This is a genomic window from Candidatus Hydrogenedentota bacterium, assembly GCA_013359265.1.
Classification (GTDB): domain Bacteria; phylum Hydrogenedentota; class Hydrogenedentia; order Hydrogenedentales; family SLHB01; genus JABWCD01.
In genome coordinates this window covers 1-15,686 of record JABWCD010000048.1, presented here as the reverse complement: position 1 = coordinate 15,686, position 15,686 = coordinate 1, and the positions used below count along the sequence as shown (strand labels likewise).

12 protein-coding genes are annotated in these 15,686 nt (G+C 61.0%); 11 read left to right on the top strand and 1 reads right to left on the bottom strand.

The genetic code is table 11. The features are described from left to right. Positions 1–293: 293 nt before the first annotated feature. From HUU46_25240 to HUU46_25195, 10 genes are all read left to right on the top strand, one after another. Positions 294–749: a transposase gene (locus tag HUU46_25240; GenBank protein ID NUM56948.1), complete on the top strand. Its 456-nt coding sequence runs from the start codon at positions 294–296 to the stop codon at positions 747–749. A 483-nt stretch (positions 750–1,232) separates the two neighbouring features. Continuing rightward, positions 1,233–2,654 (top strand): glycosyltransferase, encoded by a 1,422-nt coding sequence (locus HUU46_25235; GenBank protein ID NUM56947.1) that lies wholly within the window; start codon positions 1,233–1,235, stop codon positions 2,652–2,654. 407 nt (positions 2,655–3,061) lie between these two features. After that, a complete protein-coding gene (locus tag HUU46_25230) occupies positions 3,062–4,690 on the top strand; it encodes a hypothetical protein (GenBank protein ID NUM56946.1) in 1,629 nt (542 codons plus the stop codon). Positions 4,691–4,928: 238 nt separating this feature from the next. Then, the gene (fliQ, locus tag HUU46_25225; protein ID NUM56945.1) at positions 4,929–5,198 is read left to right on the top strand and encodes a flagellar biosynthesis protein FliQ; all 270 of its coding nucleotides are present in this window, start codon (positions 4,929–4,931) and stop codon (positions 5,196–5,198) included. Positions 5,199–5,264: 66 nt separating this feature from the next. Further along, positions 5,265–6,047: a flagellar biosynthetic protein FliR gene (gene fliR, locus HUU46_25220; protein NUM56944.1), complete on the top strand. Its 783-nt coding sequence runs from the start codon at positions 5,265–5,267 to the stop codon at positions 6,045–6,047. Between the two features lies 1 nt (position 6,048). Further along, positions 6,049–7,161 (top strand): flagellar biosynthesis protein FlhB, encoded by a 1,113-nt coding sequence (gene flhB, locus HUU46_25215; protein ID NUM56943.1) that lies wholly within the window; start codon positions 6,049–6,051, stop codon positions 7,159–7,161. 15 nt (positions 7,162–7,176) lie between these two features. After that, positions 7,177–9,258 (top strand): flagellar biosynthesis protein FlhA, encoded by a 2,082-nt coding sequence (flhA, locus tag HUU46_25210; protein NUM56942.1) that lies wholly within the window; start codon positions 7,177–7,179, stop codon positions 9,256–9,258. 1 nt (position 9,259) lies between these two features. Next, positions 9,260–10,546: a flagellar biosynthesis protein FlhF gene (gene flhF, locus HUU46_25205; GenBank protein NUM56941.1), complete on the top strand. Its 1,287-nt coding sequence runs from the start codon at positions 9,260–9,262 to the stop codon at positions 10,544–10,546. Then, the gene (locus HUU46_25200) at positions 10,543–11,418 is read left to right on the top strand and encodes a MinD/ParA family protein (GenBank protein ID NUM56940.1); all 876 of its coding nucleotides are present in this window, start codon (positions 10,543–10,545) and stop codon (positions 11,416–11,418) included. Before flhF ends, HUU46_25200 begins: the two co-directional genes overlap by 4 nt. 398 nt (positions 11,419–11,816) lie before the next feature. Next, entirely contained in the window at positions 11,817–12,155 is a 339-nt protein-coding gene (locus HUU46_25195; protein NUM56939.1) for a transcriptional regulator, read from the top strand. A 16-nt stretch (positions 12,156–12,171) separates the two neighbouring features. Here HUU46_25195 and HUU46_25190 read toward each other — a convergent pair whose 3' ends face one another. Next, positions 12,172–13,896 (bottom strand): DUF4038 domain-containing protein, encoded by a 1,725-nt coding sequence (locus HUU46_25190; protein ID NUM56938.1) that lies wholly within the window; start codon positions 13,894–13,896, stop codon positions 12,172–12,174. A 128-nt stretch (positions 13,897–14,024) separates the two neighbouring features. Here HUU46_25190 and HUU46_25185 point away from each other — a divergent pair, with 128 nt between their 5' ends. Then, entirely contained in the window at positions 14,025–15,578 is a 1,554-nt protein-coding gene (locus tag HUU46_25185; GenBank protein NUM56937.1) for an exo-alpha-sialidase, read from the top strand. The last annotated feature ends 108 nt before the right edge of the window (positions 15,579–15,686 follow it).

The following is a 15,686-nucleotide window of genomic DNA, read 5'->3' as shown; positions in this document are numbered from 1 at the left end:
CACAGCGCCACATCATGGCCTCTTATCGCGAAGGGATTGCAGGGCAACATCCAAGAACCATCGCCAGCATCGCCTCGTCGTGATTTCTCACGACGCCCCTTGGCCCTTTTATCCCAACGGGATTACAGCGCGCAGCCCAGGGTAGACCCGCCGGAGCCGCTTCGGCGAAGACGGGTCTACCCTGGGTATCCGTGCGCTCTACATCTCTCTCCTCAACCCTGTAGGGGTTGAAGCCGTGCGCGCGCGATGCGATTCTTTGGTGTAGGTCGCTGGAGCGCCGTGAGGAGATATTTATGCCGCAATCGCATTCCGCCATTTTCATTCACGCGACGTGGTCGACGAAGGAGCGTTACCCATTTCTCCGGGACGCCGGGGTACGCGGGCGAATGTGCGAATACGTCGGCGGCGTGTCGGGCAAATTGGGGTGCGCGCCGATCATTGTCGGCGGTGTGGAAGACCATGTGCACATCCTCGCGCGAGTCGCGCGCACGGAGTGTGTGGCGGATTGGATCAAGGAAATGAAACGCGCATCGAGCGCGTGGGTGAAGGAGGCCGACGCAAGCGTCCGCAAATTCCAATGGCAGGCGGGATACGGGGCGTTTTCGGTGAGTTATTCGAATATTGGAAGTGTGGAGCGGTACATCGCAAACCAAGATGCGCATCATCGCAAGCAAACGTTTCAGGATGAGTTTCGGCGGTTCTTGCGCAAGCACGGAATCGAGTGGGACGAACGGTATGTGTGGGATTGATTCTGCAACCCCTTCAGGGTTGAAGAGGATGGGGTGGGGCGCTTGGCTTCCCAGGGTAGACCCGCCTTCGTCGAAGCGACTTCGGCGGGTCAACCCTGGGCTGCGCGCTGTAATCCCGTCGGGATAAGGAGGACATGATGTGGTGCTGTGCCCACAAAACGAGCTCGACAAGGACCCACAGGAGGTTTGGGCGGCGCGCAGTAATCAATTCAGGATCGGAGAGGCCAGGGCACGGATTCGTGGCAATCCGATTGTCCTCGCCCGTGTAATGAAGTAGAGTAACCCTCTGTAAACTGGTCGATCGTCAGGTGAGTAACGGCGCGAGAAAGTGAGGTAGGTGCGAGATGAAACATATTCGGCCGATCGGTAAGAGTAAGCAGCCCCAGCTCGCGGCCTCGCTGCTCAAGGCGCTCAAGGGCAACAAGAAACCGCCCTTTAACGGAACCATGACGTTGTAGCGCCGGCGCTTTGCACGGCCGATCCGTGACGACTGACGCGCCTTTATACCCCGCGGGCGACTGCGAACACGACGTTTGTCCCGTCGATATCGGCGCGTTGGCGCGTGGCCTGCGGCCGGTGGCGAGTTGGGCGGCGGTCGTGCTGTGGTGGTCGATCTTCGTCGTGTTGACGATTGCGTGCATCCATCCAAATGGCGTGACGGTATCGGTCGTGTGGGTGTATGTCGCCGTGCTGGTGTGGAAACGACGCTCGCGGCGCAGCGCGTTTCACCGCAACATGGCCGGGTTGCCGTGCCTGTCGCGCGCAGCGGCCCTGGACCCGCCGAAGGAGTGGCCCAAGGTCGCGGTGTTGGTCCCCGCGCGCGACGAAGAGGACAACGTCGAAGTAGCCGCGCGCTCCGTCGCCGCGCTGCGTTACCCGAACCTCGACGTTTGGTTCGTGAACGATCACTCGACCGATCGGACGCCCCGTATTCTCGACGGCGTCCAGCGTGACTATCCGAACGTACACGTCCTGCACGATCCGCCAATTGTTGACGGCTGGTTTGGAAAGTCCAACGCACTTTGGCAGGCCGTCCTTCAACTCGAACGCACCGGCGACTACGATGCCGCGGGTCCGAGTCCCGAAGGCGGTCCCCCACATCGTCTCGACAATTGCGGCTATCTGCTGTTCGCCGACGCCGACGTAGTGTTCGAGCCCGAGATGCTTCAGCACGCCGTCGCGCTGGCCGAACGCGACCGGCTGGATTTCCTCACCTGCATGCCTCGATTAATCGCGAAGACCTGGGCCGAGCAGTTCCTGCTCCCGACAGGGTGGAAAGGAATCGTTGAAGGCGCCGACTGCGAGCGCCTGAACGATCCTCGCTCATTTCCAATCGGCATTGGCGCGTTCATGCTCGTGAAGTACTCCAGCTATCGGGCGTGCGGCGGCCATAAGGCGCTGGGCCAGTGGCATCCCGAGGACACGCTGCTCGCCGCCGCCGTGAAGCATGCCGGCGGCCGCGTTGGGTTCGCGTGGACGCCGGATTTGATGCGGGTCCGGTTCTACGAGGGATACCGGCAGGTCAAGAAAAACACGTTGCGCAAGACGCGCATCTTCTTTGGCAACCAGGTTCAACTCCCGCTCGCGATGATGGCCCTGCGTCTCAGCACAACATTGATGGCGCTGCCCATGATAGTCGCCGGCGTCCTCCCGCAGCTACTCGCAGGACGCTTCGACCTCGTCCCGGCCTTGCTTGCCGCGGCCGGAATCGTCGTGTACGTCGACGAGGCGCGCGAATACAAGGGTGTCGACCGCATCGCGCAATTCCACCCCTTGGTACCCTGGCTGCACCCCATCTCCGGCGCGCTTCGCGTCTGGTTCGCGCTCTCGCTCGCCGGGCAGATCATCGCGAAAAGACCCATGGAATGGCGCGGCCGCCGGGAATTCGGAAGGATGAATTCGTAATCCCGTGTCCATTCTCTTGTCTCCACGCTGCGCCCAGTCCAACCTACGTTGCCCGGGGGGCGCCAAGCACGCGGTCACCATGAAATAAGGACTTACGACGATTCTGCCCCCCCGCCCCCCTTGATTCGCCAAAGAAGGAAAAATGCACCCCCATGAGGGGGTGGGAGCTTAACCGCCTGCGCGCGGACAAAGTGCGGGGACTTGGGTGAGCGATCGCGCGTCAGAAGTGGCCTTTCTACCGAAACTTCGGCGAAAAAGGATGCAACGCAGCGTGCGAAGGAAGTGGCGCTGTATGGTGGACCACGCTATCGGCGCGGTAATGACAGGGCCGTAGGGTTGTAGCTATAATGTAGTATCGAGCGGTGGTTTGCGCGGGTGCGGGGCCTGAAGTGAGGAGTTCAGTAGGAATGGCGCGGGAAGTCAGGAACCGCCATGCGGCGCGGGCGTGCGTTTTTGCGGCCTGCGCGTGCTTTCTTTTTGGCCTGACCGCTGCCGCCGAGGGCAAGGTCGAGCTCGAGGTCGAAGACGCGGGCGGGTTTGCCGGCGGGCAAGTGACCGTAAACGTACGGATGGAAGCCGACCCCCGGCCGAGCGCTATCGCCTTTTGGCTCGAGTATGATACGAACAACCTGACCTTCGTGGATGCGTATCCCGGCGCGGTCGTGACGCTCGCGGGCAAGGACGTGTCGTGGGACTTTCCGGAGCCGGGCCGCATCTCGTTCTTGATTTTCGGACTGAACGACCTTCGCATCGCGTCGGGAATCATTCTCTCGATCACGTTCGCAATTGACGATGATGCGCAGCCCAACGACGAGTTCGATCTTATAGGCTTGAACTATTCCGCGACGGGTCCCAACGCCGAGCCCATTCGGACGGAATTCGACAACGGCGAGATCGACGTCCTGCAGTGTTTCGAGCCCGCCGCGCCGACGAGCTTCGTCGCAACGGACGGTATATTCGGCGATCACATTCAGTTGTCGTGGCTGCCGGTGTTCGGCGCGCAGTCCTACACCATTTTGCGCAGCACGATAAACGACCCCGGTACCGGGACGGTCATCGCGGTGACGGTGCTGCCGTTCTATTCCGACTTCAGTGCGCAGGGCCCGAGCTTTGTGTCGACCGGCGGCGGTGGATGCGGCGGCACCACCGGGCAATCGCTCCGGTACACCGAGTATTACTATTGGGTGCGCGCGCAGAACATCTGCGGCCAAAGCGCATATACCGCGGCGGAGAGCGGTTGGCGCGGCAAGTCCGGCGACGCCGCGAAGGCTGGCGTAACGCCGGATGCCCTGCCCGCAAGCGTCGACGAAACGACGACGCAGTTCGCGCTGCGGCTATCGGGCGGCAGCGACATCCTCCCCGAATCGATCGATGGTTCCGTCGATTCCGAATCGATCGCGATCGACTCGATAGAATGGCGGCCGGCCGCAGACTCGAACGCCGAGGGTTGGGCAATTGTGACGCTTTCGTCGCCGCTCGCCGCCGACGTATCGATTACGATACGCGTGTCGGCCAGGAACTCGAACGGCGAAACCGTCGATGCGACGCACACGTTCGCCTGTGACGGACCGCTCGACGTCGCTCCGGAGTCCACCAACGCAAAGTCGGCGGACGAGATTGTTGTTGTGCAGGCAGTTGCGCCCGGCGTGCCCGATTTCGTTGCGTCAATGGGGCCGCGCTACGCGGTCTCCCCCGCGCTTCCGTTTGCGTCGCCGCAGCGCGTGGCCATTCCCGTGCCGGACGGCGTCGAGCCGGGCGAGATGGCGCCTCATCTGTACGTTGCCGGCGCAGGTTGGTGCCCGGCCCCGTTTGTTGACGGGTGGGTCGTCCCTGGGTCGCTGAGCGTCGCTGATGTGGACGGCGTCTCATGCGTGACGTTCGACGCCAACTACGGTGGCCTTGTCCAACTCGGCTATCTGGCGCCGCCCGCCGTGCCCGCGCCGTCGAACTGGGCGGGCGGCCTTCCGATGGCAATCGCTGTGTTGGCGATCCTCGCTGCGTCCGCCCTCCGCCGCAGCCATCCGACCGTGAAGTAGCGCCGATCGGCGCGAATTTTTCCCTTTTTGTCAATCCACAACACCACAAGTGGTTGGTGCTAGCCCCGTGACAAACCCCACCAATTGTCATCAATACAGTTGACACCATCAATATATTGTGGTATCTTGCGCGTTAGCAGGCTTGAGCATCTATGGGTTGAGTATCGGTTTCGATGCTCGCTTAAGCCTAAGGGGTGAAAAGACATAGCGCACGCCGTGCGCCGGAAGGCTTACCGCCGTGAACGCGGACACCATTCTCGAACTGGGCCGTAACGCTCTGCTGGTCACCCTTCTTCTGTCCGCCCCGATGCTCGTATCCGGCATGTTGATCGGCCTGATCATCAGCGTCTTCCAGTCCGTCACGCAGATTCAGGAGATTACGCTCACCTTTGTACCCAAAATCCTGGTGGTCATGGTGGCGTTCGTCCTGTTTTTGCCCTGGATGATCGCGGTGATGTTGACCTATGCCAAACCGATGTTTGGGGGGTTCACGGGCCTGATCTACTGACCCATAGGGAGTTTGCTCGGCCGCCGAGCGTCGCCCAACAAACTCGAAGGGAGTTTGGGACACTGCGTGTTCCGTCCGCGCATGTTCGAAATCGAAGTATTCAAAGTCTTTCTGCTCGTACTGGTCCGGTTCACGGGTCTCATCGTGGCCGCGCCGGTGCTTGGCTCGAACAACATTCCGGTCATCGCGAAGATCGGACTGTCCGGGCTGACCGCCCTTTTGATTACGCCCACCGTTCCCGCGCTCGATCAGCCGCTCCCCGATGATGCGTTCGCGCTCGCCTCGATGGCGGCGGGCGAACTGATGATAGGGCTGATGATCGGCTTCGTGATGACGATTGCGTTCGCCGCGATACAGGTCGGTGGTCAGGTGCTCGACATGCAGACCGGTTTCGGCCTGATGAACATCTTCAATCCCGCGATGGAAACCCAGGTGCCGATCTTCGGCTTTTTCCTGTTCCTCATTGCGGCCTTGTACCTGCTCGTCACCGACGGACACGCCATGATGATCCGCGCGCTGGCATCGACGTATAGCGGGATTCCGCTGGGCGGGTTCGTCGCCAAACCGGAATTGCTCTTCGAGGTCAGCACCTGGGGCCGGGTGATGTTTATCGATGGATTCCTCATTGCCGCGCCCGTGGCGGGCGCGCTGATGCTCGCGTACATGACCATGGGCCTGCTGGGCCGGCTGATTCCGCAGATTCACCTGTTTGTCATCGGGTTTCCAATCACCATCGCGATGGGGCTGCTAATCGTGGCGTTGTCGTTGTCCGTGTACCTGCAACTGCTCGATGGCATGTTCTACCGCATGTTCAGGGACGTTGGTTCCTTGATCCGAGGACTCGCGTAGCATGGCGGAAGAAACCGGCGGCGAAAAGACATTACCGGCGTCGCAGCACAAGATTCAGAAGGCGCGCGAAGAGGGGAACATTGCGAAGAGCCAGGACCTGAGCGCGGCATTTTCGCTGCTCGTGGCGCTTGGGGGAATCTGGTATTTGGGTCCGGGTGCGATGAAGGCGTTATTGGAGGCGACGCACTACTACTTCTCCAACATCTCGCGCATGGACATCACCGCGGCGAACTTCCCCAACTTTTCGATCGGCACGTTGTGGTTGACGACCAAGGCAGCGTGGCCGCTTGTCGTGCTGCTCCTGCTTTCCGGGCTGGCCATGAATTTCATTCAGGTTGGCTTTTTGTTTGCGCCGAAGTCGATCGTGCCGAAGCTGAACCGCCTGAATCCGATTTCCGGCTTCAAGAAATTCTTCTCCGCGCGCTCGGCGGTGGAACTGATTAAGGCTATCGTAAAGCTTGCCGTAGTCAGCGCGGTCGTCTATTGGGCGTTGCGCGACCGCTGGGACGAAGTCGTTGCCGCGGCCTACCTGACGCCGCTTGGCGCGGGTATTGCCGTCAGCAAACTCGTATTGTCGGTGTGGCTGCGGATCGTCATTGCGATGCTCATCCTCGGGATTCTCGATTTTGGGTTTCAACGCTGGCAGTACGGCCGCGACCTGATGATGACGACGCAGGAGGCGAAGGAAGAGGCACGTCAATTCGAGGGCGATCCGCGCATTAAACAGCGCATCCGCCAGATTCAACGGCAAATGGCGATGAAACGCATGATGGCGGAGGTGCCGAAGGCGGACGTAATCATCACCAACCCGATTCGATTCGCGGTTGCACTGCGCTACGACGTGGCGAACATGCAGGCGCCTATCGTCGTCGCGAAAGGCGCGCGGCTGCTCGCCAAGCGCATCCGCGAGATTGCCGAGGAACACGACGTGCCGATCGTCGAGAAGCCGGATCTGGCGCGGGCGCTGTTCAAAAGCATCGAAGTTGGACAGGCGGTACCCGAGAACCTGTTCAAGACCGTCGCGGAGGTACTCGCCTTCGTGTACAAGATCGACAAACGCGAAGAGAAGATTCGCGAGCGCGCCGCATTCAATGCGATGCCGCTCGGCACCTGATAACAGCGGATAGACATGGCAGCAGTACCGAACGAAATCACGGGGCAGCGCGCAAATGGCCTGGGCAACCAGGACATCGCGCTTGCGATGTGCGTTGTCGCAATTCTGCTTGTCCTCGTTATTCCGATCCCGACGTGGTTGCTCGACATTCTGTTGACGGTCAATATCTCGCTGTCGGTTGTGGTGCTCATGGCGACTATCTACTTGCGGCAGCCCGTTGAATTCGCCGTCTTTCCGTCATTGTTGTTGATGCTGACGTTATTCCGGTTGAGCCTAAATGTCGCCTCGACGCGCCTTGTTCTTGCACAGGCGAACGCCGGCGCGGTCATCGATGCGTTCGGCGGGTTCGTCACCAGCGGCAGCTATATCGTCGGCGCGGTCATTTTCGCGATCCTCGTTGTCATTCAGTTCGTGGTGATTACGCGCGGCGCGACGCGCATTTCCGAAGTGGCCGCGCGCTTCACGTTGGACGCGATGCCCGGCAAACAAATGGGTGTGGACGCCGACCTGAACGCCGGCCTTATCACCGAGGAACAGGCGCGCGCGCGCCGCCGCGGCATCGAGCGCGAAGCGGACTTTTACGGGGCCATGGACGGCGCGACGAAGTTCGTGCGCGGCGACGCCATTGCGGGTCTCATTATTACCATTGTCAACATCATCGGCGGATTCATCATCGGTATCGTGATGCACGGCATGTCCGTTATGGACGCGTTGCAGGTGTACACGCGGCTGACCATTGGTGACGGCCTCGTGTCGCAAATCCCGGCGCTCATCGTCGCCACCGGTGCGGGCATGCTGGTTACGCGCACGGCGTCGGATGACAATCTCGGCGCGGACCTGTCCCGACAACTCATGCGGTATCCGCGCGCGCTTGGTTTGAGCGCCGCGCTCCTTGCGCTCTTCGGGATCGTTCCCGGCATGCCGACGATTCCGTTCCTGCTCGTCGCCGCCGCGCTGGGCGCCGCTGCCATTCAATCCGGCCAAGCGCTGCAGCGCGATAAGGAAGAGGCCGACGCGCGGGACCGCGCCAAGAAAGAGGGCGAAACAAAAGCGGAACCCACGAAAACCGAGGACCTGCTCAACGTCGATACGCTCAAGATCGAACTCGGCTACGGCCTCATTGGGCTTGCCGACGGGAAACAAGGCGGCGATCTGTTGCAGCGCGTTCAGATCATCCGGCAACAGATGGCGACAAAGATGGGGTTCATCGTCCCGGTCGTCCGCATTGTTGACAACATGCGGCTGCGCCCGAACGAATATCGCGTGAAACTGCGCGAAAGCGAGATCGCGCGCTACGAACTCATTCCGGATTTCTATCTCGCGATGAACACGGGCCTCGTGGAAGAGGAGATCGACGGGCTGCCGACAAAGGAGCCAGCGTTCGGATTGAGCGCGATCTGGGTGTCGCAGGCGCAGCGCGATCGCGCCGAACGCCTCGGGTACACGATTGTCGAACCGAGCGCGGTGCTGGCGACGCACCTCACCGAATTGCTCATGATGTACGCGCCGGAAATCCTGAGCCGGCAGGACACGCAGAACCTGATCGATCACGTCAAACAAAGCGCAAAGACGGTTGTCGAAGAGTTGGTGCCGAATGCGCTCAATGTAGGCGAGGTGCAGAAGGTGCTGCAGGCCCTCCTGCGCGAGCGCGTCTCGATCCGCAATCTCGAAATCATTCTGCAGACATTGGCCGATTATGCGCCGCGCACGCGCGACACCGAAGTGCTCACCGAGTATGCGCGTCATGCGCTGGCGCGGCAAATCTGCGCGTCGTACGCTGATGAGGAAGGTCAACTGCGCGTGGTGACGCTTGCGCCGGAACTGGAGCGCGAATTACTCGATGCGATCCGTCAGGCGGACGCGGGCGAATACGTGCCCATCGATCCGAAGCGCGCGGAGGAAATCGCGAAGGCAACGGTGCAGGCCGTGCAGCCGCTGGTATTGTCGGGGCAGGAGCCGGTCGTGCTGACATCCGCTCAGGTGCGGCGTTACTTCCGCCGCATCGTCGAGCGCCACATGCCGAAGCTTGTCGTGCTCTCGTACAACGAAATCGACCCCGCGATCCGGTTGGAAAGCGACGGACAGGTGACCACGTAGCATGGCGCAGGAATTCCACCGTTTTCGCGGCACCTCGTTGAACGAGGCGTATCATCGCATGCGCGAGAAATTAGGGGACGACGCAATTGTGTTGCGAACGACCCAAGTACGAGGGGAGGGACTGTTGGGATTTTTCGGCAAGAAGGCCATCGAGGTGACGGCGTCCGCTGCGCCGCGGCCCGCGACGCAGCCGGCCCCCGCCGCGGCACGCCAGTATGCGGAAACGGCGCGCACCATGCGCGTTGCATCGGACGAAAACGTGGCGAACTCGGTCGCATACTTCCAAAAGATAGTCAGCGACGCGCAACAGCGCGTGGCGCAGCGGCGCGCGCAGGCAGCGCCGAAGGTCGAATCGAGCGCGGTGGTGCCCTTCAAGCGCACGTTACCGCAGGCTGCGCCGGGCGATTCGCTGCACAAGGAACTGCGCGAACTGCGGGAGTTGGTGCAGGTGCTCGTCGCCGAAACTCCCGGCGCGGCGGTGCCAATGGAGTGCGCGCCGCACTACAAGCGCCTTCTCGACGTCGGCGTGACACGCAAGATCGCCGCGGGATTGATGTCCGCCGTTGTCCGCGAGTGCGACGTCGATCTTCTCCGCGACCCGCGCGTGTTTCAGCAGCGTCTCGATATTGAAATGCGTAAGACCGTGCGCGTCACCGGCGGAATTGGGTTGACGGCCGGAACGTGCAAACGCATTGCGCTCGCGGGCGCGACAGGCGTCGGCAAGACGACGAACCTCGCCAAGCTCGCGGCAACGTACGCCGTCACGCACCGGGCGCGCGTGGGACTGATAACAGCGGACACCTACCGCGTCGCCGCGCCGGAGCAACTGCGCGTGTACGCGAACATTATCGGCATTCCGCTCTATGTCGCGAACGACGCGCGGGAAATGCAGCGCGCGCTGGATTCGACGCGCGATTGCGACCTTGTGCTCATCGACACGGCAGGCGGCAGCCAGTTCAACAAGGGGCAGTTACGCGAACTGCGGGATATGCTCGCCGCGGCCAATCCGCATGAAACCATCCTTGTGCTCGGCGCAAGCACGCCGTTCGAAGACGCGCGCTGCATAGTCGAGAATTTCTCGCTGGTGAAGCCAACGGCACTGTTCTTCACCAAGCTTGACGAGACACGCCGCTACGGCCACTTTTACAGCCTGGCGCTGGAGAGCGGCCTTCCCTTGAGCTATTTCAGCACGGGCCAGAACGTGCCCGACGATTTGGTTTTGGCGCAGCCCGGCGTCGTGGCACAATTGCTGTCCGGCGGTGCGGCAACGAACCCGGCGGGAAAGTGAGCAGGAACGTGGCGACACAGGCAAACCACTTGCGCGATTTTGTGCGGCGGAACCAGGGCGCGGGGCGCGTGCTTGCGGTGACGAGCGGCAAGGGCGGCGTCGGCAAGACAAACACGAGCGTCAATCTTGCGATCGCGCTCGCGCAACGCGGCGCAAGCGTCACCGTGCTCGACGCGGACCTCGGTCTCGCAAATGTCGAAGTGCTGCTTGGTCTCAATTCGCTGTACAACCTGCAACACGTCGTCACCGGCGAGAAACGGATGCTCGATATCCTGGCGACCGGGCCCGGCGGCATTCGCGTCGTGCCGGGCAGTTCGGGCATCTCGCGCTTCGCCGATCTCGGACCGAACGCGCGCCAAAACGTCTTGAACGGACTGGAAGAACTTCAGCAGTCTTCGGATTTCATCATTATCGATACGATGGCGGGCATCGGACAAAATGCAGTCGCCTTTGCTGCCGCCGCGGACGAAGTCATGCTCGTAACGACGCCGGAGCCGTCGTCGATCGTCGATGCTTACGCGATGATCAAGACTATATTCCAGCAACGCGACGACGCGGTCTTTCGTCTAATCATCAATCAGGCCCTGAACGAACAACAGGGGAAAGCGGTCGCGCAAAAAATTGGTCACGTCGCCCAGCAGTTCCTCGGCCGCAGCCTCACCTACATGGGTCACGTCCCACGCGATCCCCACGTGCAGCAGGCTGTCATGCAGTCGCAACCGTTCACGCTTCGCTTCCCCGGCGCGCCCGCGACCCGATGCGTGCAGGACATTGCCGCCCGCCTCCTCCAACAACGCCCACAAGACGCAAACGCCCGCCCCAGCTTCTTCCGCCGGATCGCCGAGAACCTGGGTATCGCCAGCAACGCGTAGATAGCGGGACTTGACGCGATAGTAACGTATACGTTACTATCGCTTCGTGATGTTTCATCTCATCGGCTACGCTCGCTCCGATGGTTCGGTTCCATACAAGTCTTGGATCGAAAAGCTCGATCGACAAGCAAGGTCAAAGGTACTAACGGCCCTCTATCGGCTCGAAGACGGAAACACGTCCAACATCAAACGCGTAGGTTCGGTTTATGAATTGCGCATTAATTGGGGGCCAGGGTGTATTTCGCGATGGAGGGGAATGACTTGATAGTCCTGTTCGGTGGAGGTACCAAGGCTCGGCAGCAAACGGATATCGAGCGAGCCGGGAAGCTTTATGACGAATACAAAACCCGAAGAGAAGGCGGGCAGTAATCCAAATGCACAAACATAAGGCAAACCGCGTGGCACTCACGCGAGACTTTCATGAATCTGTCAAGGAACTGCTTCATGACGATCCGGCATTTGCCAGGACAATGCTGGACGAAGCGGCGTCATTGTTTCTAAACGGCGAACCTGGGGTTGCTCGCGCTATTCTCCGCGATCTTATAAACGCAACAACCGGCTTCGAAACATTGGCATCCACTATCGGGAACCCGAGCAAGAGTATCCATCGCATGCTGTCGGCCAATGGGAATCCGCGCATGGATAATCTGGCGGCGATCTTTGACGCGTTGCGGAAAAAGCTAAAGGTCGATATTGAAGTGCGTTCGGTTGAAGCGCGCCGCAAAAGGGCGTCGTAAGAGACGGTGCGGCCGATCACGCCTGCATTACGACGATCCAATCGTGCACTTCCGGGGGGAACGGCGGCGTCCATTTGCCGTCAGCGTCCGGCGTCACCGGGCCCAATGCGATTTCGTTTCCCGTGACCGGGTCGAAATACCACGCCGAGTAAGCCACGTCCGATTCGATCGCTTTGATCGTTGGCGGGGTCCAGCACATCGGCACGTATGCGATGCGCAACTTACGTGGGATTCCGGCGACGACCAAGCCGTACGCGCCGAATTCGTCCTTTGGTTGGTCGTACCAACTCGGTTGCCGCTGCAATTCCCACCATGGGAAGCGCGCGAAGAATTTCCCACCGAGGCCGACCTGGAGCGATCCTGGGAGACTCATCGCCTCTTCCCACGGTGTGTTGCCCCATGCTCGCCCGTGCGGCGACGGGCCATACGGCCTGTCTTTCTCGTTCACCTGCCAGATACCGTTCGCGCCGTACGTGAATCCCGCCGCGCCGTTGAGCATCGAGTGGTAGAACGTCAGCCGCACGATGTTCTGCCAGCACCGGCCCATAATGCCCTCGAAGTTTCCTTCGCCGTTCACCACCGGCATCTTCGGCTCATGGGCGACGGCGGCACGCACTGACTTGATGACATTCGGCACGGACTCGAGGTCGCTGTGACCGGTCTGCAACATGTCGACATCCATCAGTGACGGCTGGTCGACCTGTTCGTGACCGAACTGCGTCGGATGGATCGTGATGGGGTTCCTGTACGCGTCGATGCCGCGCACGTACCGCATAACGTCCGTCCACCCGGCCTTCTGCGCCGCCGCATCCTTTTCCCGGTCTTCGGAGAGGTAATAGGGCATCGTACCCTCGCCGCACATGCACCACACGACGGGCAATGCGGCGTATCGCGCGACAAGCGACCGCCAGTACCGCTTCACGTTTTCGAGGCCGATAATCGGCAGGTAGTATCCCCACATTCCCACGATGCAGGGAACCAAGCCGGCCTCCGCGATCGCATAAATGCGTTGCTCGGCCGCGTCCTGATAGCCGACGTTTGCGCGCTTGAACTCCTCCTGAAACGGGAAGCCCTGCGCGTTCATGCCGCGCTCGTCCCACGCGTCCATGTCCGGATAGGGGCCCACGACCAACTGGACGAGCGAGAACCCTTTCTCGACGCGGTCCTTCAGCAGCGTGTCAAACCCCTCGTCGGTCAGCCGGCGGCACAGCCCCATCCACCACGTATCGCCGACCCACAGGAAGGGCGAGCCGTCCGCGTGTTCGAGGTGCGATTTGGCAGCGGCGACACGCAACCGCCCCGCGCGCAGCAATGCGTTCTGCCCCGTGTACGGCGTGACGTTGACCGTGAATTTTTGCCCGTGCAGCCCCTTGTCATCGGGCTCGCTGCATTTCGACTCGATGACGTACTCTCCCAACTGCCACCCCGCGAACCGGCAATACCACACGTTGTTCCAAGTGTGATAGGCGGGCAACGAGCGCCGCGAACCGTCCGGCGCGGTCACGACAAAATCGACCTCAAGTTCGTTGTAGGGATCGACAACTTTCTGCTGACCTGCCACGCCAATCGTCGTGATTTCGTTAAGTTGCGCGTTGCGCGACGCCGCCATCAACTTCTCGCCCCTCGATGCGATGGGCGCCCGTCCCTGCGGCCGCACTGTGGGGACGGCGGCGGACATTGCGGTCAAACCCGCCGCGGACCTGCCCACAAATTCTCGTCGCGAAATCGATCTACGTGACATGAGGTGACTCCCGTTCGTCGCGCGCCCGCAACCACGATAGCAAAAGCAGCGCATGGACAGATACAATCCCCGCGCGGCCCGGAATTTGCGGCCTGCGCCCATCAATGCGGTTCGGGAAGGAAAGTATCATGACGAAGTATCTCGCACTTGTTGTCGCTTGCAGTACGTCGGTATGCGCGATGGCGCTGTCCATCGGCGATGCCGTGGGACCGGTGTCGTTCGAATCGCTCGACGGGTATCCGCGCACAATGGACAACTACGCCGACAGGCGCGGTACCGTCGTCGTGTTCCTGTCCGCCCGCTGCGATGCGACCGCCACAGCCTACGATACCTTTAACGCATTGCACGAGGAATACCGGCAAAACGAAGTACTCTTTGTTGGTATTTCGTCCAATCCGGCGGAGTCCGGCGACGAACTGCGCACGTTCACGCAAAACAAGGGTTGCCGTTTTCCAATCTACCGCGATCCCACGCGCCGCGCTGCCAAACAGTTCGGCGCAACGGTTACGCCGGAATTCTTCCTCATCGACGGCAAGGGGACTCTCGTATATCACGGCGCGGTAGGGAACGAGACAGACGGTCTGCAGCCCGCGATCGTTGCGCTTCTCTCCAACGAGACTGTAAAGACGACAACCACGCCTGTCGCCGGCACGCCCATCGACAAGCCCGGACCACAGCGCGACATCCCCGACCCGTACGGTACTATCTCGTTCTCGTCGGAACTCATCTTCACGAGAATTCCAAACGTAGCGGTCCACCACTGTTCGACGATTGCGGAAGCGCCCAACGGCGACATGCTCTGCCTGTGGTATGCGGGCAGCTACGAATCGTCGGACGATCAGGCATTGTATCTCGCGCGGCTTCCGAAGGGTCAGCGTATCTGGACCGCGCCTGAGCGCATTGTCTGGAACCCCGAAGCGCCGCCGGGCAACGCCGTGGTCTTCACCGGGCCCGACAAACGAGTGTGGATCATTTGGGGCCGCATGGAAGGCAGCCGGCCCACGCGCCGCGGTTCCGGTTGGTCGCAGTGCCGACTCATGGTGCGCACGTCGAACGACAATGGCCGTACTTGGACTGCCGACGAAGAAATGCCCAACAGCTTTGCGTGGCTCCCGCGCAACGCGCCGTTCACCATGAAGGACGGCCGCTTCGTATTACCCACGAGTGGCCACGTGGACAGTGTGTACGCCGGCTTTCTTCTTGTGCTTGAGTCCGACATGCGCAACTGGAAACGCGTCGGCCTCATGCCGGGCGGCGAGCAGCCCACCGTTATTCAGCGCGACAACGGCGAGTTGTTGAGCCTGATGCGCGGCCATCCGCGTATCAAACAGAGCGTGTCCAGCGACGGCGGCGTCACGTGGACGACGCCGCGCGACACCGATCTGAAGTGCCCGGACTCCGGTATCGCAATGACCAAACTGAAAAGCGGGCGTGTGTTGCTCGCGTATAACGACACCGGCGAATGGGACCGCACGCCGTTTAACGTCATCCAGTCCACGGACGACGGGCAGACTTGGGGCGAGATGAAAGTCATTGAACAGGACTGGGGCGAGTTTTCGTATCCATGCATCGTTCAATCGTCGGACGGCATGGTCCACCTTACCTACACGTACCGCCGATTCAGCATCAAGCACGTGACCTTCGATGAAGGCTGGCTGGTGACCAAGGAACGGCCGAATTAGAGTAGTCTAAGAGCCTCTAACATTAATGCCGAAACCCCTTCAGGGTACATTCCCTAATGCGGGTGGTTGGTACCCAGGGTAGCCCCGCCTACGTCGAAGCGACTTCGG